The organism is Streptomyces sp. FIT100, from assembly GCF_024584805.1.
GTDB lineage: Bacteria > Actinomycetota > Actinomycetes > Streptomycetales > Streptomycetaceae > Streptomyces.
Map to the genome: position 1 here is coordinate 6,163,785 of NZ_CP075715.1, position 19,187 is coordinate 6,182,971.

The following is a 19,187-nucleotide window of genomic DNA, read 5'->3' on the forward strand; positions in this document are numbered from 1 at the left end:
CCCGCGGATGGGTGGAACGGGACCGCGGGCCCTCGGATGGTGCTGGGTGTGCGGTGGTCCGGGATGCGTGTTGCGTGGGGCGTCCCGGAGCCGGCCGGTGGACTCGGAGGCCGGGACGGCTCAGCGCTCGGCGGCCTCGCGGTCGCTGAGGACCTCGGCCAGCAGGCGCGGTGTGGGGTGGGCGAGCAGCGCGCTCGCCCGCAGCCCGGCCGCCGCGGGGAAGGTCTCCCGCAGCCGCGCGAACAGGCGCATGGCGAGCAGGGAGTGTCCGCCGTGGTCGAAGAAGTTGTCGTCGGCGCCGAGCTCCGGGGCGCTCAGGACCTCGCGGAACAGGCCGAGCACGGTGCGCAGTGGCTCACCGGGGTCCGGTCCCGCCGCACCCCCGGAGGGGTTCGGCGTCGCGGATTGCGTCGCGGCCGCCGGCCAGGTCGCCAGCCGTCGCTTGTCGATCTTTCCGTGGAGGTTCTTCGGCAGGACGGAAACGCGGTACAGCACCCGGGGCACCGCCCAATCGGGCAGCCGCGCCTCCAAGGGCGCCACCAGCGCGTCCCGTTCGGCGCCCGTCAGACGGACCGCCTCGCCGGGCGGCGGGGCGGTTCCGGGGCCGGCCGGGACGGTGAACGCCCACAGCACGGTGCCGGTCTCCGGGTCGGGAAAGACCACGGCCTGGTCCACACCCGGGGCCTCGCACAAGGCTCGCTCCACCGGCCCGGGGTGCAGCCGGTGACCGCGGATCTTCACCTGGTCGTCGGTCCGCCCGAGGAAGACCAACTGCCCGTCGGTGTCGATCCGCCCCAGATCGCCCGTCGCGTACAGGCGCGCTCCGGGGCCGGCGGCCGGGTCGGGCACGAAGCGAAGCGCGGTGGCGGCCTCGTCGTTGAGGAAGCCGCGGGCCAGCAGAGGCCCGCCGATGTGGATCTCCCCCGTCTCGCCGTCGGACACCGGCCGCCCGTCGCGCCGGACGCTGATCTCGACGTCCCGCAGCGGCGTGCCGAGCGGCACCTCCTCGGCATCGGCCGGGAGCAGTCCGGTGTAGAAGGTGGAGCTGACGGTGCATTCGGTCAGCCCGTACACATGGGCGAGGGCGGCGGGATGGCGGGCCTGCCATTCCCGGTAGGGCCGGGGGTCCATCCGCTCGCCGCCGACCACCACCATGCGCAGCTCCGCCGGTGTGGTCAGGCCGCTGGTGTCGAGCCAGTGGGCATACTCCAGCCAGTACTGGGTGGACAGCTCCACCACGGTGGTCCCGGTGCGCACCATCGTGGTGTGCAGTTCCTCGGCGTCCAGGGCGTGGGTGTTCGCCCGGCACACCACGGCCGCCCCGGCGGTGAGGGCCGGGAACACCTCTTCGATGAGGACGTCGAAGCCGAGCGAGGCGACCTGGAGCCAACGGTCCCGCGACGTCAGCTCCAGCCGTTCGGAGACCGCGGCCGCGAACCGGCGCAGCGCGTCCCGCTCGATGACCGTGCCCTTGGGCTGCCCGGTGGATCCGGAGGTGAACAGCACGTACGCCACGTCCGCACCGCGGGCCCGCCGCGCGGGACGGGCGGGGCGTCCGCCGTCCGCCGAGGCGGCCGGCACATACACCCCCTCGGGTGCGTGGCCGCCGTCGCCGAGCCACACCGTCGCCTCTGTCCGGCGTACCATCGCGGCCCGGGCGGCGGCGGGCAGCCGGTCGTCAAGGACGGTGAATCCCGCCCCGGCCTTCAGTGCGGCGAGCATTCCCAGCACGGTGCGGGCGGGGTCGGCGAAGGCCAGGCCGACCAGCCGTCCCGGGCCGGCGCCACGCCCGGCGAGGGAGGCCGACCAGACGTCGGTGAGCCGGTCCACGTCCCGGTACGTCAGCACCCGGTGCGGGGTCACCAGGGCCGGCGCGTCGGCGTGGTCGCGGACCGAGCGTTCCCAGAGGTCGAGCACGTCGGGTCCGGTCACCGCGGTCACCGGGCGGCCTTGTGCGTACGCAGGAAAGCCGACAGCTCCGCGAGCCCTGCGCGGAAGCACGCCGCGGGACCGCCGAAGCCGAGCCGGGCACCGTGCGGCGCGCCGAAGGCCGTACCCGGCACCAGCAGGGTGCGATGGCGGGCGAGCAGCTCCCGGCAGAACGCTTCCACCGCCTGCGGCCCGGCCTCGGCCCGCTCCAGCTCGCGGAAGACGGGCAGCGCGCACACGCCGCCCTCCGGCGGCGTCCAGCGCACCACGTCCTCATGCTCAGCCACCCAGTCGTTCAGATGCGCGAGGTTGTCCCGTGCCTCGGCGGCCCGCATTCCGATCAGCACGTCGGCGCTGCGCATCGCACGCTCGGCGATCAGCTCCACCAGCGGGGACAGGAACAGCGTGGTCCGGTCGCGCAGCGGGAAGGTCGCGGTGAGCAGCTCCTTCGGCGCGACGGCCCAGCCCACCCGCAGCCCGGGGAGGCCGAAGGTCTTGGAGAAGGTCCCGTAGGAGATCGTGTGGGCTCCGGCGACGCCGGGGTCCGGCAGCACCTCCCAGCGATGGGCGATCTCGGCGGTGGCCGCGTCCCACACGAGGACGGCCCCGGTGGCCGCGGTCCGCTCGGTCAGCGCGTCGAGGCCCCGCGGGGACAGCGTGATCCCCGTCGGGTTGTGCGGGAAGTTGACGATCACGGCCGCGGTGCGGGGCGTGATCAGGGCCTCCAGCACCTCCGGGTCGATCTCGCCGTCGCGGACGGCCGCGGCCGGGAGCCCGGTGACCTCGCAGCCCGTCGCCACGGGGTAGTGGCCCAGCGAGTGGTAGATGCCCTCCTGGACGACCACCCGGTCGCCGGGGCGCAGCAGTGTGCTCAGGGTGAGCGCGATGGCCTCGCTTGAGCCGTGGGTGACCAGCACTCGCTCGGCGTCGCCCCCCGCGTAGCGGTCGGCGATCGCCTGGCGGATCCCCGCCCCGCCCTGGGAGACGCTGTCGTCCATGACGATCTTGTCGAGGTCCTCGGCCGGAATCCGGCACAGGTCGCGTATCTCGGCGAAGGTGTACGGATGGACGCCGCTGGAGCTGATGTCATGGACGTCGGGGGCGAGATGCCGGCGGTACCACTCCTCCAGTACCGGAGGGTCTTCACGCCGCGGACGGAGAATGTTCATGGCTTGCAACTGTCCCTTTCTCTATCCCTGACGGATGTCCCGCCACCACCGCTGCCCGTCGAGCGGGAGCGTGTCGATGGGGTCGTAGTAGTGGTAGGTGCCGTCGTGGGCGTCCCGGTCCGCCGCTTCCAGCGGGGTGAGATAGCTCTTGCTCCAGTGCGATACGCCGAGTTCGCGGTCGTAGGAGTCCGTCTGGTCCACCCAGCGCTTTCCGGCCATCGGCACGTCGCACACGATGCGGGGGGTGGCGAAGCCGGGGAGGTAGCCCATGATCTGACGCTGGATCAGCTGCGCCCGGTGCAGCGGTACCCGCCAGTGCTCGGCGTTCGGGATCATGTCGCACATGTAGAAGTAGTACGGAGTGATGCCCGCGTGGTCGGCGAGCGCGAAGCACAGGTCGAGCAGGTCGTGTGCGCTGTCGTTGACCCCGCGCATCAGCACGCCCTGGTTGCGCACGTCGTGCAGGCCGGCGTCCAGCAGCGCCCACGCCGCCCGCGCCACTGCCGGCGTCACCTGCTGGGCCGCGTTGGCGTGGGTGTGCAGCGCGATCCGCACCCCCCGGGACCGGGCCTTCCGGGCGATCCGCGCGACACCCTCCAGCAGCGGACCGGAGTTCCAGTGCTGGGGCAGCCCGATCAGGGCCTTGCTGGCCAGCCGGATGTCCCGGATCGAGTCGATCTCCAGGAGGTCGTCGAGGAATTGCTCCAGTCGCGGCCAGGGCATGTTGGCCAGGTCGCCGCCGGAGACCACCACGTCCCGGATTCCGGGAGAGACGCGCAGGTGCGCCAGTATGCGGTCGGCCCGGTCGACCGACTTGAGCTGGAGCCTGCTCTTCGTGACCTGCGGAGTGGAGTTGCCCACGAGGTCCATCCGCGTGCAGTGCCCGCAGTACTGGGGGCAGGTCGACAGCAGCTCGGCCAGGACCTTCGTGGGGTAGCGGTGTGTCAGCCCCTCCACCACCCACATGTCCTGCTCGTGCAGTGAGTCCCGGCTGGCCATCGGGTGGGAGGGCCAGTGCGGGTGGCGGTCGGACATCACCGGAATCATGTAGCGGCGTACGGGATCGTCGTAGAAGGCCTTGGTCAGCTCTCCAGGACGGGCGGCCGCCACCTCGGGGGCCATGGTGTTGATCATCTGGGGCGGCAGCAGCACCGACATGGTGGCGTAGTGCGACCGGTCCCACTCCCAGTCCTCGTAGAAGCCCTCGTCGAGCAGGTCGCCCATGACGGCACGCAGCCCTTTTTCGTCCTTCACACAGTGCGCGCGCTGCCACTGGGGGTCCGCCCACTCGGCTTCGGTGGTCTCGCGCCATCCCGGGAAACGCCGCCAGTCCGGCTCCATGAGCGGACGGCTGCGGTACTCGTAGACGCCCTCGAGCGCTGCTGAATCCGTCTGGTTGCGTGCTGTCTCCACCAACCGCCACCCAATCCCGTCCGTTTCGGCCGTATCGCCTGACAGCAACCGATCTTGCAGAGTGCATGGGTTGTACACGAGGGGAGGCCGTTGTACGGGGTGCGCTCCCGGTGCGCTCCTGTACAACCAGTGCAGGTCCGGTGGGAAGCGGAAGCGGCGCGAGTGGCGCTGACGTGCTGCGCTGGGCCGCGAGTTGAAACCGGTCGAGTATTTCTGGAAGTGGCCGGAACCATGAGAGAGCGACTTGATAGGTATGTCAGAGGCATGTACCAATTTTCAGGAGATCCGGTGCGGAGGCCCTTTCTGCCGGTTCCGGCAGCCTTCGGCTGGTGGCGCCGCCGGGCCTTGCACCGCAGACCACGGTTGTACGGCTCACGGAACGTGCGCTCCGTCGGGACAATCGATTACCCAGGGGGGAATGTGCCCAGGCCAGAGCGGTTGTTGGACCCCACAGCCGGACCGCTGGAGAAATTCGCCCATGATCTGCGCAGTCTGCGGAGGCAGGCCGGGAACCCCGCCTATCGCACCATGGCGAAAAGTGCCCACTACTCGGTGGCCACGCTTTCGGAGGCCGCCCGGGGACTGCACAAACCTTCGCTGAAAGTGACTCTCGCCTATGTAGGCGTGTGCGGTGGTGACTTGCAGCTGTGGACGCGTCGTTGGTACCGGGTCAGCAGTGAACTGGAAGCCCGCGGCGTACCTGCGCCTCGCCGACCGGAGAGGTCGGACCCGGAGCCCGCACGGTCGCTTCGCGGGCACCGCCGTTCCCCGCAGCGTGTCCCGGGCGGACCTCCGGACCGGGACACCGGTGCGGCCGCCCCGCCCGCCGCCGCGAGCGGCGCCGGCGCGGGTGCCCTGACCGACGGCGAGCGCGCCGAACTGCACCGGCTGCGCTCCGAGGTCGAGGAACTGCGGGAAGCGAACGCGGTGCTCAAGGCCGCGTCGGCGATCTTCGCCGCGGATCTCCGCACAACGTCGCAGGTCGTGTACAACTCGGCGGGCAGGAAAGATCGGTTGGCGTGACCGGACGCCGAGCGGCCCCTGGCCCGAGGCGGAACCGGACGATCCAGACCGACCTTTGAGGACTGACCATGCGTGTGCTCGGAGTCAACGGCTGGCCCGGGGCCAGCCACGACGGGGCCGCCTGCCTCGTCGCGGACGGCGAAGTCATCGCCCTGGCCGAGGAGGAGCGCTTCACCCGCAACAAGCACGCCTACGGGGAAGCACCACTCAACGCCGCTGCCTACTGCCTCGCGGAGGGCGGTCTCACCCTGGACGACATCGATGTCGTCGCGCACGGCTGGGACCTGCCCACCCTCTTCAAGGACCGCGATCTGGACTGGTTCGCGGATGACGCGGCGGCCCTGGAGCACCTGCTGCCCAGGGCGCTGTTCCCCCGTACCCGGGACCCCCGGCTGACCTTCGTCGACCACCACATCGCCCACGCCGCCAGCGCCTACCACCTCTCCGGACGGGACCACGGCGCCATCCTCGTCCTGGACGGTCAGGGCGAGAACGAGAGCACCACCCTCGCCGTCGGCATCGAGGGCGAGATCAAGATCCTGCGGGCGTACACTCCCGGCTGGTCGCTCGGCTACTTCTACGCGGCGGTCTGCGAGTACGCCGGCCTCGGAGCCGACGCCGCAGGCAAGATGATGGGCCTGGCCTCGTACGGCACCCCCCAGGACGTCACCTTCGGGGGCGCGTTCGGCTTCACGGACGAGGACTTCACCGTGGGCGTGGTCCCGCCCGGCCTGCGCTCCACCGGCAGCACCGACGAGGAGACCGCCACCATCCGGTGCTGGCTGGAGCACCTGGAGAAGACCCTTCCGGACGCCCCGAACCACTCGGTCCGCCGCTTCGATCCCCGCGCCGGCCGCTACACCAGGGTCACCGACCGCGACCCGTACGAGTACCGGGACGTCGCGGCCACCGCCCAGGCGGCCCTGGAACGCGCGGTCATGGGCCTGGTCCGTGGTCTGCTCCGGGACACCGGCGAGACCACGCTGCTGATCGCGGGCGGTGTCGGCTTCAACGCCACCCTCAACGGCAAGCTGATGCGCATGCCCGAGGTCCACGACCTCTTCGTCCAGCCCCTTGCCGGCGACCAGGGCGTCTCGCTCGGTGCCGCGGTCTGGGTCGCCGCCCAGGAGGGCGACCGGATCCGGCCGATGCAGGGGTCAGTGGCCTGGGGCCCGCAGTGGAGCCCGGACGAGATCCGGCGCGTACTGGACGCCTCCGGCACCGCCTACACCGAGCCCGCGGACATTGCCGTCGCGACCGCCGAGATCCTCGCCGCCGGTGGGGTCTCCGGCTGGTTCCAGGGCCGGGCCGAGGGCGGACCCCGAGCCCTGGGCAACCGCAGCATGGTGGCCGTGCCGAACCCGCGGACCACCCGCGACTGGGTCAACGTCCGTATCAAGCACCGCGAGGCATGGCGGCCGTTCGCCCCGAGCATGCAGGAAGAGGCGGCCGAGGCCCTGATCGGCACCGCCACCCCGCTCCCGTACATGATCGTCACCACTCCGGTCACCGAGGCCGGCGCCGAGGCCATGCCCGCCGTGGTCCACAGCGACCGCACCACCCGGCCGCAGACCGTCTCCGCCTCCGTCGACCCCCTCTACCACCGGCTCATCGGAGAGGTCGGCAAGCACACCGGCACCGCGGCCGTCCTCAATACCTCCTTCAACGGCCGTGACGAACCGGTCGTGTGCAGCCCGGGCGACGCCCTCGCCACCTTCCACCGGCTGCCCATGGACGCCCTCGCCCTCGGGCCGTTCCTGGTCCGCCGTCCCGTCGGCGACCCCGCGGACGGCGGCGCGTGACCGCCCCGGCCCGGCCGGACGGCCCGGCGGACCAGGCCCTCACGCCGGACGTCCCGGTCGTCGAGGAGATCCGCACCCCGGACGTCCCGGTCGTCGAGGAGGTCCGCACCCCGGACGTCCCGGTCGTCGAGGAGGCCCCCGCCCCGGACGTCCCGGTCGTCGAGGAGATCCGCACCCGGCTCGCCGACTGGCTCGCCGAGGCGGTGCTCACCCCGGCTGCCGACGCGTCGGCACCACTGCGCGACCTCGGCGTGGACTCCCTGGACCTGATCCGCACCGCCCGTCGCATCGAGGCCGCCTTCGGCGTCCAGGTGCACCTGCGCGAGCTGTTCGCACCGGAGCTGACCACGGGCCGCCTGGCCGAGCTCGTCGCCGAGCGGGCCGCGCGACGTGCCACCGCCGATTCCGCCCCGCCCGGCGCCGCCCACGGTCCGGTCGTCCTGACCCCGTCCCAGGAACAGGCCTGGGAGGAACAGAGCGGCGACCGCGGGCACTGGAACCAGGCGATGCTCTTCACCACCCGGCGTGGCCTCGACGCGGGGCTGTTCGCCGAGGCCGTCCGGCGTCTGGTCGCCGGTCACGCCTCGCTGCGCCTGGCTGTTGAGGCCCGCCCCGCACGCCGGCCCCGGCAGCTGGTGGCGGCCATGGTCCCCGACGGCCCGCCCGGCGCGGCCCTCGGTGCCGTGCTCGACACCGTGGACGTCTCCGAACTCGCCGACGCCGAGCTGTCGGCCGCGGTCAGCCTGCGCAGCGCGGTCGAACAGCGTTCACTCGATCCGCAGGCCGGTCCCGTGGTCCGGTTCGTCCGGTTCGACGCGGGCCCGGCCCGCCCGGGCCGGCTGCTGATCGTCGTCCACCAGCTCGCGTTCGACATGGTCTCGTGGTCCATCCTCCTCGCAGACCTGGAGGAGCTGTACACGGCGCTCGGAGCCGGCCGCTGGGATGTGTGGTGTACGGAGGGCACTCCGTACACGGGGTGGGCCGAGGCCCTCGCCGCCCACGCACGGACCCCCGAGGCGGAGGCGGAGGCCGAGTGGTGGACGGAGGTGGCCCTCACCCCCGCAACCGTCCCACTGGACCACGCCGCCGCCGACCCGCGAGCGGCCAACACCGCAGGCACCGCCGCCACCCACTGTGAGGAGTTCCCGGCCGACCTCACCGCCCGACTTCGCACGGTGGCCCGCACCCATCCCGGCGACCTGGTCCTGCACGCCCTCGGCGAGGTGCTGGCCGGCTGGCTCGACGAGCCGGCCGTCCGGGTGGACATCCTGCGGCACGGCCGCGAGGAGACCGTCGGCGGCACCCATCTCGCCCGGACCACGGGCTGGTTCACCACGACCGTGCCCGTCCGCCTGGACCTCGCCCCCGGCACCCCGTCCGAACGGCTCGCCCGGACCGTGGACCACCTCAGGGCCCTGCCCGGGGGAGGGGTTGGCTACGGCGCGCTCGCCCGCCACGGCCGTCCGCGGATCTCGGCCGCACTGCGGTCCGCCCCGCCCAGCGATGTCTCCTTCGACTTCGAGGGCGACGACGCGGACACCCTGCCGCTGGGCGCCCTGCTGCCGGAGGTGGCCCCGGAACCGGTCGGCGACATCACCGCTCCGCACTGGACGCGTCCGCACCTTCTCGAGGTCATCGCCACCACCGACGACGGAACGCTGCGCGTCGAGTGGTGGTACTCCACGGCCCTGCACGACGCGGCGACCGTACGGGAACTCGCCGCCCGCCACCGGGCCGCCCTCACCGCCCTCGTCGACGCCGGTGCCGACCTCGGCGTGACCGCGACCCGCAGTCGCTGAACGACCCACGGAAGGACGGAAGAAAGACGTCTGCCATGTACCTGCCCAGCGTGCTGGACCCCCTCTTCGCCGTCGCCCGCTCGGAACCCGCCCGGCCCGCGGTCATCGACAACGGAGTCACGGTCGGATACGGCCAACTCGCCCGCTGGGCGGGGGCGGTGGCCGAACTCCTCGCCACCCCCCGGGCCCTCGGGCCGCACCCACCCGTGGGCATCGCCACCCACCACAGCGTCCGCGACATCGCCGCGATACTCGGCACCCTCGCCGCCGGCCGCGGCTTCGTCCCGGTCGCCGACGGACCCGCAGGCACCACCGACGAAGCCCTGCGCACCCTCGGCTGCCGGGAGCTGATCGCCACCGCCGAGACCGGCCGGCTGCCCGCCGTGGACCGTGTCCTGCACCCCAACTGGGGCAGCTCCCGTGCCGCGGTCCGCTCCGGTGGCGAGCCCGTGCGCGCCGAGGACCCCGCGTACGTGCTGTTCACCTCCGGCTCGACGGGCGCCGCCAAGGCGGCCGTGGTCCCGCACCGCGCACTGCACGCTGTCCTGCCCCAGCTGCGCGAGCTGTACGGAACCGGCCCGGACACCGTGGCCCTCAACTTCCATCGCGCGGACGGTGACACCTGCCTGGAGGAGATCCTGCCCACCCTCCTGGCCGGCGGACTCGTCGTCCTCGACGAGGACAGCGAACCGGAACTCGACCGCGTTCTCACCGAGCACGAAGTCACCCTCGTCAACCTGCCTGTCGACTACTGGCACCTCTACACCGGCCACCTGCTGGAGACCGGCCGGAGACTTCCCGGCACCGTCAGGACCGTCGTCATCGGTGGCGAGGCCGTTCGCCAGGACATGCTGGACCGCTGGCACCGGCTCGGAGCCGAGGACGTCCGGCTGCTCAACACCTACGGAGCCACCGAGACCGCCCTCGTGACCCACAGCGCCGTCCTCGCCGGCCCTGGGGCCACCGGCCCCTTCCCCGAGGGCGTCCCGATCGGCCGTCCACTGCCGTCCGTGCGGCAGGCCGTGGTGCCCCGCCCCGACGCGCCCGACGGCCCCGGCGAACTGTGCGTGGCCGGTCCCCAGCTTGCCACCGGCTACATCGACGACCCCGCACGCACCGCCTCCCGCTTCGTCGAGGCCGATCTCGGCGACGGCACCACCCGCTGGTACCGCACCGGGGACCTTGTCCACGAGGCCGCCGACGGCACGCTCGTCTTCCGCGGCCGCATCGACCACCAGGTGAAAATCCGCGGCCACCGGGTGGACCTGCCGGACGTCGAGGAGGCACTCGGCCGCCTCCCGGGCGTGACGGCGACCGCCGCCGCCGCGCACCTCAAGGGCGAGCACACCGTCCTGGTCGCCTTCGTGGTACTCGCCCCCGGCACCACGAGCCCGGGCGAGGGCGCGGCGGACGAGGACGCCGATACCCCGGCCGACCCCACCGCGCTGCGCGGGCGGCTGCGGGCCGTACTCCCCGGCCACATGGTCCCCGACCGGATCGTCGCGGTCCCCGAGCTGGTGCGCACCCGCACCGGCAAGGTCGACCGCTCGGCCACCCGGGACCGGTACCTGTGACCAACCGGCTCTTCGACGCATCGACAGCACCCGCCGCCGTACCCGAAGCGGACGCCCGGGGCCCCTGGCGCTATCTGTGGTGGCTGGCGCGGATCAGGCCCTGGCCGCTGGTCCTCAGCGCCCTGCTCGGCACCGTCTGGATGCTCCCCCTCGCCCTCATCCCACTCGTCATCGGGCATGCCATCGACGAAGCGGGGCAGGGCGCCGGCCAGGCCGGCCTCTACGGGTGGTCACTGCTCGCACTCGGCCTCGGCATCCTCCAGGCGCTCGCCGGCGCCGGCCTGATCCAGGCCGCCGTCGGCGCCGAAGCGCACGCCCTGTCGTACACCCACCGGGTGCTGCTTCGCCACGTCGTCCGACTCGGCGCCACCCTGCGCGGCAAGGCCCGCAACGGAGACGTGGCCGCGTCCGCCGCCGCCGACGTCGAGAGCATCGGCAACGCCTTCGAGGTCGTCGGCCGCACGGTCGGCGCGGTGATCGCCGCCGTCCTCGTGGCCGTGGCGCTCACCGCCACCTCACCCCTGCTGGGGCTCGCCGTGCTCATCGGCGTCCCCGCCGCCGTTCTCGGCATCGGCCCCCTGCTGCGGCCACTCCAGGAGCGCGACGAGGCCCAGAGGGAACAGATGGGCATCGCCACGGCGCAGGCCGGCGACATCGTCGCCGGACTGCGCATCCTTCGAGGAATCGGCGGAGAGGCCGGCTTCGCCGAGCGCTTCCGCCGCACGAGTCAGCAGGTGCGCCGCGCCGGGGAGTCGGCCGGCCGGATGGAGGCATGGCTCCAGGCGGCGGGCGTCTTCCTGCCCGGACTCGTCACCGTCGGCATCGTCTGGTTCGGTGCCCGCCTGGCCCTGAGCGGCACCATCACCGCCGGTGAACTGGTCGCGTTCTACGGTGCCTCGGCCTTCCTCACCCTGCCGGTGAGCACCGCCACCGAAGCCGCGGAGACGTTGAGCCTGGCCAGGGTCGCCGCCGCCAGGATCTGCGCCCTGCTGCGCCTCACGCCCGAGACCACCCAGCCCGGGAACCCCGAGCCCCTGCCCCGCGGTGCCCTCACCCTGGCCGATCCCGACACCGGTATCACCGCCGAGGCCGGCCGGCTCACCGTCGTCACCGCCCACGCCGACCGCACCGGGGACCTTGCCGGCCGGCTCACCCGCTCGGGCGGATCCGGCGGCACTTCGGCCGTCCTCCTCGGCGGCGTCCCGCTGGACCGGGTGGACCTCACCGAACTGCGCTCCCGGGTGCTTCGGTCCGGGCCCGCCGACACCCTGTTCAGCGGCACGGTACGGGAGGAACTGACCGCCGGGTCCGCCCGGACCCGGGAGGCGCTGGACCGCGCGCTGTTCGCCGCCGATGCCACCGATGTGATCGACGCGCTGCCCGGCGGCCTGGACGCGCACCTCGACGAGGGCGGCCGGAGCCTGTCCGGCGGCCAGCGCCAGCGCCTGGTCCTCGCCCGGGCCCTGCTCGCGGCCCCCGAGGTCCTGATCCTGGAGGACCCGACCGCCTCGGTCGACGCCCACACCGAGGCTCGTATCGTCGAACGCGTGGCCGCGCTCCGCGCCGGCCGGACCACCGTGGTGTTCAGCGACAGCCCGCTGTGGCGCGGGGTCGCCGACCACGAGGTCCGGCTCGACTCGGACGGTGTCCCCGGCAGTCCCGACCGCGCCGCAGGAGTGCCCTCATGACGACGCCCCCCACCCCTGTCCCCGCGGATCCGGGCGCCACCCCGGTCGGCCCACTCGGCCCACTCGGCCCGCTCGGCCCGCTCGGCCCGGTTGGCCCGGTTGGCCCGGTCGGCCCGCTCGGGCCGCCCGGACGACTGCCGCTCGCCGACCGGGCCGAAGTCCGCGCCTGGACGGGCGCCTTCGTCCGCGGCGAGGCCGCCCGTCTGTCCCTCACCTTCGCGCTGTTCGCCGCCGCACTGGTGACCGGCCTCATCGGCCCCCGGCTGCTGGGCCACCTGGTCGAGTCCGTCAAGACCGGCACCTCGGCGAGCCGGGTCGACGTGCTCGCCCTGATCTTCGTCGGCATTCTCGCCGGACACGCGCTCCTCGCCCGGGCGGCCCGGACCCAGGCCACCCTGCTCGGGGAACGCGTCCTGGCCCGTACCCGCGAGAACTTCGTCCGCCGGGTACTCGGGCTGCCGCTGTCGGAGGTGGAGAGCGTCGGCACCGGCGACCTCCTCAGCCGTGCGACCACCGACGCGGACCGGCTCAACGAGAGCATCCGGCAGGCCGTCCCGCGCATCGCGCTGGCCGCCGTCACCCTGGTGTTCACCGTCGCGGCGGTCCTGGTGACATCGCCGCTCCTCGCCCTCAGCCTCCTCGCCGGCGTTCCGTTCGCGGTCCTGTCCACCTGGTGGTACCGGCCGCGGGCGACCCGCGCGTACGAACGGCTGCTCGCCCACGAGTCCGACGTCCTGGCCATCACGCACGAGACGGCCCGGGGAGCCGCCACCGTCGAGGCCCTGGGCCTCGGTCCTCGCCAAGCGGCGCGCCACGGTACGGCCGTCGACCGGGTGGTCCGCACCCGGCAGCGGACCACCTGGCTGCAGACCGTCTGGTTCCCGAGCCTGGATCTCGCCACCATGATTCCGATGGCGCTCACCCTGCTCGTCGGCGGACTCGCCTACCAGCGCGGTGCGGTGGGCCTGGCGGAGCTGACCGCGGTGGTCCTGTACGTGCAGGCGCTCGGCGAACCCCTCAACGACCTACTGACATGGACCGACGAACTCCAGATCGGCAACGCGGCGCTGCGCCGGATCCTTGGTGTCGAGCGCCTGCCGCGCGAGCAGCCGCGGCCCCCCGTGCCCACCGAAGGCCGAGCCATCCGCCTCGAAGGCGTCGGCTTCGGCTACGGACCCGGCCGCGAGGTCATTTCCGGAGTCGACCTCGACATCGCCCCCGGTGAACGCCTGGTCGTGGTCGGTGCCTCCGGCGCGGGCAAGTCCACTCTCGGCAAGCTGCTGGCGGGCGTTCACCACCCCACCCGCGGGGTCGTGCGCATCGGCGGCGCCGATCTCACCACCCTGCCCGTGGGCCAGCTGCGGCGCGAGATTGTGCTCGTGACCCAGGAACAGCACGTGTTCACCGGCACGGTGCGCGACAACCTCACGCTGGCCCGCGACGGCGACGGCGACGGCGACGGGGACAGCGGGAAGGCCCTTCCGGACGAGCAGCTGTGGCGCGCGCTCGATTCCGTACTCCTGGCGGACTGGGTGCGGTCCCTGCCCGACGGTCTGCACAGCGAGATCGGCCCGGGCCGCGCCCCCATATCCCCCTCCGCGGCACAGCAGTTGGCGCTCGCCCGGCTGCTGCTGTCCGACCCGCACGCACTGGTCCTCGACGAGGCCACGGCGCTGCTGGACTCCACCGCGTCGCGCCGTGTCGAGCGGTCCCTCGCGGCGCTGATCGAGGGCCGTACGGTGATCTCGATCGTGCATCGCCTCGAACCCGCCCGTGACGCCGACCGCATCGCTGTCATGGATCGCGGCCGGATCGTCGAACTCGGCAGCCACGAGCAACTCCTGGCCGCCGACGGCGCCTACGCGGCCCTGTGGCGTTCCTGGGACGAGGCCCGGCGCGCAGACGCCCGGCGGGAAGCGCCGCCTGGCGGATGACAGCGTTCCGCTCCGGCGCTCCGGGCGGTTGCTGAGGGTGGTCGACCGGAGTGGCGCCTCGGGGCGAGCGAGCCGTTCCGGTCTCGGCCCTCAAGGTCACGACCCTGCTGCGGTGGAGCAGCGACCTGCTCCCTGTGAACCGCCTGGTTCATCGTCGAACGCGTGGCCGCGCTCCGCGCCGGCAGCGTGCCGGTGGTGTCTACGACACGGGCAGGGAGTCGTCCGGGGCGGCCCGGCCGCGCCCTCCTCCAGGACAGTGGAGAACACCCCGGGGGAGGACGTGCCGCGCTTGGTCCGTGGGACGGCTGGTCCGTCAGAGCCTGGTGGCCCAGAGTGCGAACGCGGCCCTGGTGCCGCTGCCGGCGATGCCGTCGATCGCGCCGTTGTAGTAGCCGTTCTTCTGCAGCAGGCGCTGCACGGCCTTGATCGTGTCGGGGCCGGCGATGCCGTCGATCGCGCCGTCGTAGCCATGGTGCTTGTCCAGGCAGCGCTGGAACGCCTTCCAGCTGTTGGTTCCGAGGTACCCGTCGATCGCACCGTTGTACTCCCAGTGCGTCGCCAGCCAGCGCTGGACGTTCCTGGCCTGCGCCCGGGTCAGACCCAGGTTGTTCACCGCGAGCGGCGCGACCTCGGCGCTCGCCGTCTGCTGCTGGGCCGGGGCGGGCGCCGCCATGGCCGGACCGGCGGTCGCCACGCCGCCGGCGGCGATCCCGACGGCGGTGGTGGCACCGAGGAGTGCCTTCGTGAGAGCTCGCATGCTGTTTCCTCCGTTGACGTGCGATGTGCGGAGCCGAGTGCCGCCTGCGAGGGCCGGGACCCGATGCGCCTGATCTGCGGCATCGGCCCTGACACCCTCACCACGTACCGCACCGCCACCGGCACCCATGTGGAGCTGCGCTACAGCCCGAAGTGCGGTGCGAGCTGGGCCCGGACCTGGGGGACCCGGATCGGCGACCGGGTGGAGGTCACTGCGGGCGGCCCGACCCACGGCGTGCGCATCGGGACCGAGGACGACACGGAGACCTACGTCTACACCGGCATGGCCGCGGCCCGCCCCGGCAGCACCGTCCGGGCCTGCTTCCGGCCCGCGTCGGCCGAGGGCGAACGGGAGTGCGTCGAGGCGCGCGTGGCCGAGGCCGCCACCACGGCCCGGCCGCCGTCACCCACGTAGCCTCAGGCCCTCGGGCACGCCGACACCGAAGCCCTCCGCCGACACCCGGCGGTGTCCGCGTACGCCGCCGTTGTCGTCAGCCCTCGGGGCGGAGCAACCCGCGCTCGTACGCCTTTGCCAGGCGCTGCGGCACGAGGTACGAGACGCCGTCGACGGTGATCGGTACGAGTTGGGGCGTGGTGGCCTTGCGGGGGGTCGCGGCGGACTCTGGCGGCATGAGCCATTCACTGCGTGACGCGGTCGCGTTGGGGGCCGCTCTGATCGGTCCGCCGGCGGTGGCGGCCGCGCTGGTGCCGTTGCGGGCGGAGCTGGCGAACGCGACGCTCGCGCTGGCCCTCCTGCTCCTGGTCGTGGGCCTTGTCGTGTCGCAGCTGGCCGCTCGCGCGCGGCGGCTTCAGGTGATCACGGTGACCGACGCCGGCCATCTCGCCCGTATCCATGAGACGGCCCGGCTCGTCCAGGCCGCCGGTTCGCCCGACAAGGTCGTCGAGCAGGAACCGGTGACCGAACTCGGGATCGTCACGGTGAGCGTCGAACAGGGCGTTGGCCCGGTACGCCCCGGCCAGTTCGGCATCGGTGACCGGGCAGGCCAGCTGCGGCGGAGGGTTAGGAGTTGTCGTTGAAGTGTCGGGCCCGCATCAGGAGTGATGCGAGGGTGGCTGCCATGGAGGACCGGGCGGTCTTGTCGTAGCGGGTGGCGATGCCTCGCCATGGCCCGGCCCGATTCGGGCACCCGTACCGACTCCATCACGGCAGTGAACCGGGTGCGGCCGTTGGTGTTGCCGCCGGTCAGGACGAACGCGAACGGGCGGCCGACCGCGTCGCAGCGAGGTCGATCTTGCCCATCTACGAAAGTGCCGACGGCAGCCGATGTGTTGACGGTGCTGGACCGGTTATGCGCCACGAACCGTCCTCGCGGGTTCGGAGCGGAAGTCAGTCGACCCGGCAGGAGTTCCTGGTCGTACCCCTGAGTCGCGACCGTCAGTCCTCCAGCGGCAGGAAGTCTCTTTCTTGGTAGAAGGAAGCTGCGAGCATGGCGGTTGTGGTGATCACAGCCTCCAGGCGACCGGTCGCGGTGACAGCGCGTCGGCTCAGTTGTTCGCAACGTGTCAGGCGATGGTTGAGCTGCTGCTGGATGGTCTGCCGGGCGGTTCGCAGGGCGGCAGACGGAGGCATTCCGCGGGCGAGCGCTGCTTGTTCGAGAATGACCACGGCGTTCACCGCGCCCTCTCTGGCCTCTTTGGCCTCGCTGCGCAGATCATTGGCGAGCCGGACAACCAGGCCGGCCTCCTTTTCCAGGCGGACCAGGAAAGGCACATGCTGCGGGGTGCTGGCCTCACCGAGAGTAACGAGCACGGTTCGCACGTGAGGGAGGACTCCAATGGAGCGGTACGCGGAGCGCAGGTAGCGGTTGAGACCAGGCAGGGCGGGGACGCCGCGGCAGCGATACTCATGGGCCCACCGGGCTTCATCAACCATGCCCTTCAACATGTGGACGATGCCTTCGCTCCACAGATCAGCCAACGATGCGAAGAGTTGATAGCGGGCCACTTCGGCATGGATCTCGGTCAGAGCGTCGAGAAGTGCGGTGGAACGGTCGGCACCATGGTGTCGACTGAGGACGGTTGAGCAGGATGTGGCGAAGTCTCGGAGTTCCGACACGGTCGCGGTGCCGCTGTCGAAGAAGTCGTCGACAGCGAATACCCACGACGTCGCGCGGACTTGCGTGGTGAGCGCTGCCGCGTCGGCGAACGGTGCCGCGGTCGCGAACAGGCTGACCAGCGGAGCGATACGAGGAGCCTGGATAAAGGGTCGGGTGGCAGCCCACTCGAGTGCGGTGGCTGTGACCCGGTCACAGCGCTCATCCAAGGCGAGCCTCCGCTCCGGTGAGCTGCTGGGCAGCACGAATGCAAGCGTCGACCACACGGGTGGGGCAGTAGAGGTCCTTGTCGTGCCACAGAGGTGGAGGCGTGGCCGTCATGTCGTTCGACAGAAGGCGGATCCGAGCATTCTCCGCATCCCTTCGCTGCAGCGCGCCGCAGCGGGCCAAGGCGAGGAGGGCGTAGGCAGTCTCCTCGGCGGTTCCGCCCCAGCGCCCCCAGGAGCCGTCTTCTCGCTGGGTGGCGCGTAGCCATGCCAAGGCCTGGCGCACCGCTGCGCTCGCCGTTGCGCCCGTGCCGTACCGGTGCAAGGCCGCAGCGCAGCAGTAGACAGCGTAGTAAGGGGAGGCATGCCACTTGTCGGACCATGAACCATCGGGATGCTGGCTGGCCGACAGCCAGTCGCTGATCTTGCGGCGAGTGGTGTGGTCGCTGGGTGAGGCTTCCCCCAGTGCCTCAAGCACGTGAGCGTTGGCTGATGGGGATGGGGTGTCCTCTCCCAGATAGCAGGCAAAGTGACTGGGCGTCTCGAATCTGCGTAGCACCTGCGTATCCACCGGTCGGCCAAGTCTGGCGAGCAAGTAGATCGCGGTGGCTGTGTCATCGGCATCGGGTGCCAGCCCGGGGGCACCGCTCACACCATCCGGACCCAGCAGGGAAGCGAGTTCGGTGGCGGCTTGTGAACGGTCTTGAAGCTGCCCGGCGCCCTCCTCGGCGTAGCGGATCCACAATCGCTCGAAAGTGCTGATGGGGGTGGGGCAAGACACCGGACCACCACCGTGCTCCGCCGTGGATGCCTCCAGACGCCGAACGAGCGGGAGGTTGCGACTCGGACCGCCGGAGGCGGCGATCCATGCCGCCGTGGCGGCCGGAGAACTGCCCACCAGAGAGTTGCCGCCTCCCAGGTGCGTACCGAGCGGCGGGCAGTAGGGGGCGATGGACTCGTACGAGTGCAGCAGCTTGCCGGGGATGGAGCCGCGGCGCCGGACCCGTTCGGCCGTCCTCCGGTGCATGACGGGATCGATGCCATGGGGTAATGCAAGGTCCACACCCACACGCTGCCCCAGGCTCTCCCTCAGCGAGGGGACAAGGAGCTCGGCAGCGACAGTGTCGGGCAAGGCACCACGCGGGGCTCTCATGGCGAGATAGCGCAGCCCCGCAGCGGCTGCCTCGGCGGCGCACGGCCAACCGCGGTCGGCGGCGGAAAGGAGAGCGTCGACCGCGCTCAGCGTCGGCACCCACGCGTATGCCCCTTGGGCTCCGCCCCAAGACCCGTCGCGTTCTTGGGCCGCCATGAGGAAATTGATCCGTGCGGCATCGCCGCCGAGCCATGGAGCCAGCGCCACCAGCCGTGCGGTCTCGTAGACCGAGGGAGTCGACGCAGGCGCGGCAGCGCCCGGCACGGCGCCGTCGCCGGGGCGAGTCATGAGGTCCACCGGGTAGCGGCCAGCCGGTGCGGAGGGACAGCGGCCGTCATGGCGGGAGCCTTCGCGGCGATGCTGCTCGACTCCTGACAATCAGGGCCGGGCTTTCTGTCGAGGCCTCCCTGGTGTGAGCGGCGTTGCGGGTATGTCTCTCGTCGTCCCGGTTCACCATGCACCTCCCAGTGCGATGATGCTCCTTGGCCCAGGGCGATGGAAGCGCGTTCGAGCCAGGGTGCAACGCTTTCAACAGCTTCGCGAGCGAGTGCGGAGAGTCGGCCCGGGCATGTCAGCCTTCGCGACGGGGCTCTTCAGCCGGTGGAATGTGGCCGGCTCGTGGCTCGTCGTGGCTCCCCGCGGGGCTGCGGCGCAGCGGTGCAGGGT

15 protein-coding genes are annotated in these 19,187 nt (G+C 72.1%); 8 read left to right on the forward strand and 7 right to left on the reverse strand.

Annotated elements, in window-relative coordinates; genetic code table 11:
* Positions 1-120 precede the first annotated feature (120 nt).
* Genes KK483_RS27760 through KK483_RS27770 form a run of 3 tightly spaced genes read right to left on the reverse strand, consistent with a single transcriptional unit; the run spans position 121 to position 4,511 of the window.
* On the reverse strand, positions 121-1,932 hold the full coding sequence (locus tag KK483_RS27760) for a non-ribosomal peptide synthetase (RefSeq protein ID WP_262007942.1): 1,812 nt from the start codon (positions 1,930-1,932) through the stop codon (positions 121-123).
* 5 nt (positions 1,933-1,937) lie between these two features.
* Positions 1,938-3,098: a capreomycidine synthase gene (gene vioD, locus KK483_RS27765; RefSeq protein ID WP_262007943.1), complete on the reverse strand. Its 1,161-nt coding sequence runs from the start codon at positions 3,096-3,098 to the stop codon at positions 1,938-1,940.
* A 21-nt stretch (positions 3,099-3,119) separates the two neighbouring features.
* Positions 3,120-4,511: a KamA family radical SAM protein gene (locus tag KK483_RS27770; RefSeq protein WP_262007944.1), complete on the reverse strand. Its 1,392-nt coding sequence runs from the start codon at positions 4,509-4,511 to the stop codon at positions 3,120-3,122.
* A 528-nt stretch (positions 4,512-5,039) separates the two neighbouring features.
* On the opposite strand from KK483_RS27770, the gene KK483_RS27775 reads away from it, so the two are divergent.
* The 6 genes from KK483_RS27775 to KK483_RS27800 all read left to right on the forward strand — a co-directional run bounded on the left by KK483_RS27775 (position 5,040) and on the right by KK483_RS27800 (position 14,331).
* Positions 5,040-5,534 carry an XRE family transcriptional regulator gene (locus KK483_RS27775; protein ID WP_262007945.1) on the forward strand — a complete coding sequence of 165 codons (495 nt, stop codon included), beginning with the start codon at positions 5,040-5,042 and terminating at the stop codon, positions 5,532-5,534.
* A 68-nt stretch (positions 5,535-5,602) separates the two neighbouring features.
* Positions 5,603-7,336 carry a carbamoyltransferase C-terminal domain-containing protein gene (locus KK483_RS27780; RefSeq protein ID WP_262007946.1) on the forward strand — a complete coding sequence of 578 codons (1,734 nt, stop codon included), beginning with the start codon at positions 5,603-5,605 and terminating at the stop codon, positions 7,334-7,336.
* A complete protein-coding gene (locus KK483_RS27785) occupies positions 7,333-9,135 on the forward strand; it encodes a condensation domain-containing protein (protein ID WP_262007947.1) in 1,803 nt (600 codons plus the stop codon). Before KK483_RS27780 ends, KK483_RS27785 begins: the two co-directional genes overlap by 4 nt.
* A gap of 35 nt (positions 9,136-9,170) precedes the next feature.
* Positions 9,171-10,709 carry an AMP-binding protein gene (locus KK483_RS27790; RefSeq protein WP_262007948.1) on the forward strand — a complete coding sequence of 513 codons (1,539 nt, stop codon included), beginning with the start codon at positions 9,171-9,173 and terminating at the stop codon, positions 10,707-10,709.
* The gene (locus KK483_RS27795; RefSeq protein WP_262007949.1) at positions 10,706-12,397 is read left to right on the forward strand and encodes an ABC transporter ATP-binding protein; all 1,692 of its coding nucleotides are present in this window, start codon (positions 10,706-10,708) and stop codon (positions 12,395-12,397) included. Before KK483_RS27790 ends, KK483_RS27795 begins: the two co-directional genes overlap by 4 nt.
* Entirely contained in the window at positions 12,394-14,331 is a 1,938-nt protein-coding gene (locus tag KK483_RS27800; protein ID WP_262007950.1) for an ABC transporter ATP-binding protein, read from the forward strand. The genes KK483_RS27795 and KK483_RS27800 overlap by 4 nt, the downstream gene beginning before the upstream one ends.
* 313 nt (positions 14,332-14,644) lie before the next feature.
* Here the strand turns inward: KK483_RS27800 and KK483_RS27805 are convergent, their stop codons facing one another.
* Entirely contained in the window at positions 14,645-15,088 is a 444-nt protein-coding gene (locus KK483_RS27805; RefSeq protein WP_262007951.1) for a peptidoglycan-binding domain-containing protein, read from the reverse strand.
* 63 nt (positions 15,089-15,151) lie between these two features.
* On the opposite strand from KK483_RS27805, the gene KK483_RS27810 reads away from it, so the two are divergent.
* Positions 15,152-15,502: a DUF2690 domain-containing protein gene (locus KK483_RS27810; RefSeq protein ID WP_399015106.1), complete on the forward strand. Its 351-nt coding sequence runs from the start codon at positions 15,152-15,154 to the stop codon at positions 15,500-15,502.
* A gap of 76 nt (positions 15,503-15,578) precedes the next feature.
* On the opposite strand, the gene KK483_RS27815 is transcribed toward KK483_RS27810, so the two are convergent.
* Positions 15,579-15,719, reverse strand: a complete 141-nt coding sequence (locus tag KK483_RS27815; RefSeq protein WP_262007953.1) for a hypothetical protein — start codon at positions 15,717-15,719, stop codon at positions 15,579-15,581.
* Between KK483_RS27815 and KK483_RS27820 the strand changes: the two genes are divergently transcribed.
* Positions 15,718-16,125, forward strand: coding sequence for a hypothetical protein (locus tag KK483_RS27820; protein WP_262007954.1), 408 nt, complete (start codon positions 15,718-15,720; stop codon positions 16,123-16,125). The genes KK483_RS27815 and KK483_RS27820 overlap by 2 nt on opposite strands.
* Positions 16,126-16,483: 358 nt before the next feature.
* Here KK483_RS27820 and KK483_RS27825 read toward each other — a convergent pair whose 3' ends face one another.
* Positions 16,484-17,407, reverse strand: coding sequence for a terpene synthase family protein (locus KK483_RS27825; RefSeq protein ID WP_262007955.1), 924 nt, complete (start codon positions 17,405-17,407; stop codon positions 16,484-16,486).
* Positions 17,364-18,809, reverse strand: coding sequence for a prenyltransferase/squalene oxidase repeat-containing protein (locus KK483_RS27830; protein ID WP_262007956.1), 1,446 nt, complete (start codon positions 18,807-18,809; stop codon positions 17,364-17,366). The genes KK483_RS27825 and KK483_RS27830 overlap by 44 nt, the downstream gene beginning before the upstream one ends.
* Between the last annotated feature and the right edge of the window lie 378 nt (positions 18,810-19,187).

Excerpts from the sequence above, each read along its gene's own strand:
- vioD (WP_262007943.1), bottom strand. The coding sequence starts at position 3,098 with ATGAACATTCTCCGTCCGCGGCGTGAAGACCCTCCGGTACTGGAGGAG.
- KK483_RS27775 (WP_262007945.1), top strand. The coding sequence starts at position 5,040 with ATGGCGAAAAGTGCCCACTACTCGGTGGCCACGCTTTCGGAGGCCGCC.
- KK483_RS27780 (WP_262007946.1), top strand. The coding sequence starts at position 5,603 with ATGCGTGTGCTCGGAGTCAACGGCTGGCCCGGGGCCAGCCACGACGGG.
- KK483_RS27790 (WP_262007948.1), top strand. The coding sequence starts at position 9,171 with ATGTACCTGCCCAGCGTGCTGGACCCCCTCTTCGCCGTCGCCCGCTCG.
- KK483_RS27800 (WP_262007950.1), top strand. The coding sequence starts at position 12,394 with ATGACGACGCCCCCCACCCCTGTCCCCGCGGATCCGGGCGCCACCCCG.
- KK483_RS27805 (WP_262007951.1), bottom strand. The coding sequence starts at position 15,088 with ATGCGAGCTCTCACGAAGGCACTCCTCGGTGCCACCACCGCCGTCGGG.
- KK483_RS27810 (WP_399015106.1), top strand. The coding sequence starts at position 15,152 with ATGCGCCTGATCTGCGGCATCGGCCCTGACACCCTCACCACGTACCGC.
- KK483_RS27820 (WP_262007954.1), top strand. The coding sequence starts at position 15,718 with ATGAGCCATTCACTGCGTGACGCGGTCGCGTTGGGGGCCGCTCTGATC.
- KK483_RS27815 (WP_262007953.1), bottom strand. The coding sequence starts at position 15,719 with ATGCCGCCAGAGTCCGCCGCGACCCCCCGCAAGGCCACCACGCCCCAA.
- KK483_RS27830 (WP_262007956.1), bottom strand. The coding sequence starts at position 18,809 with ATGACTCGCCCCGGCGACGGCGCCGTGCCGGGCGCTGCCGCGCCTGCG.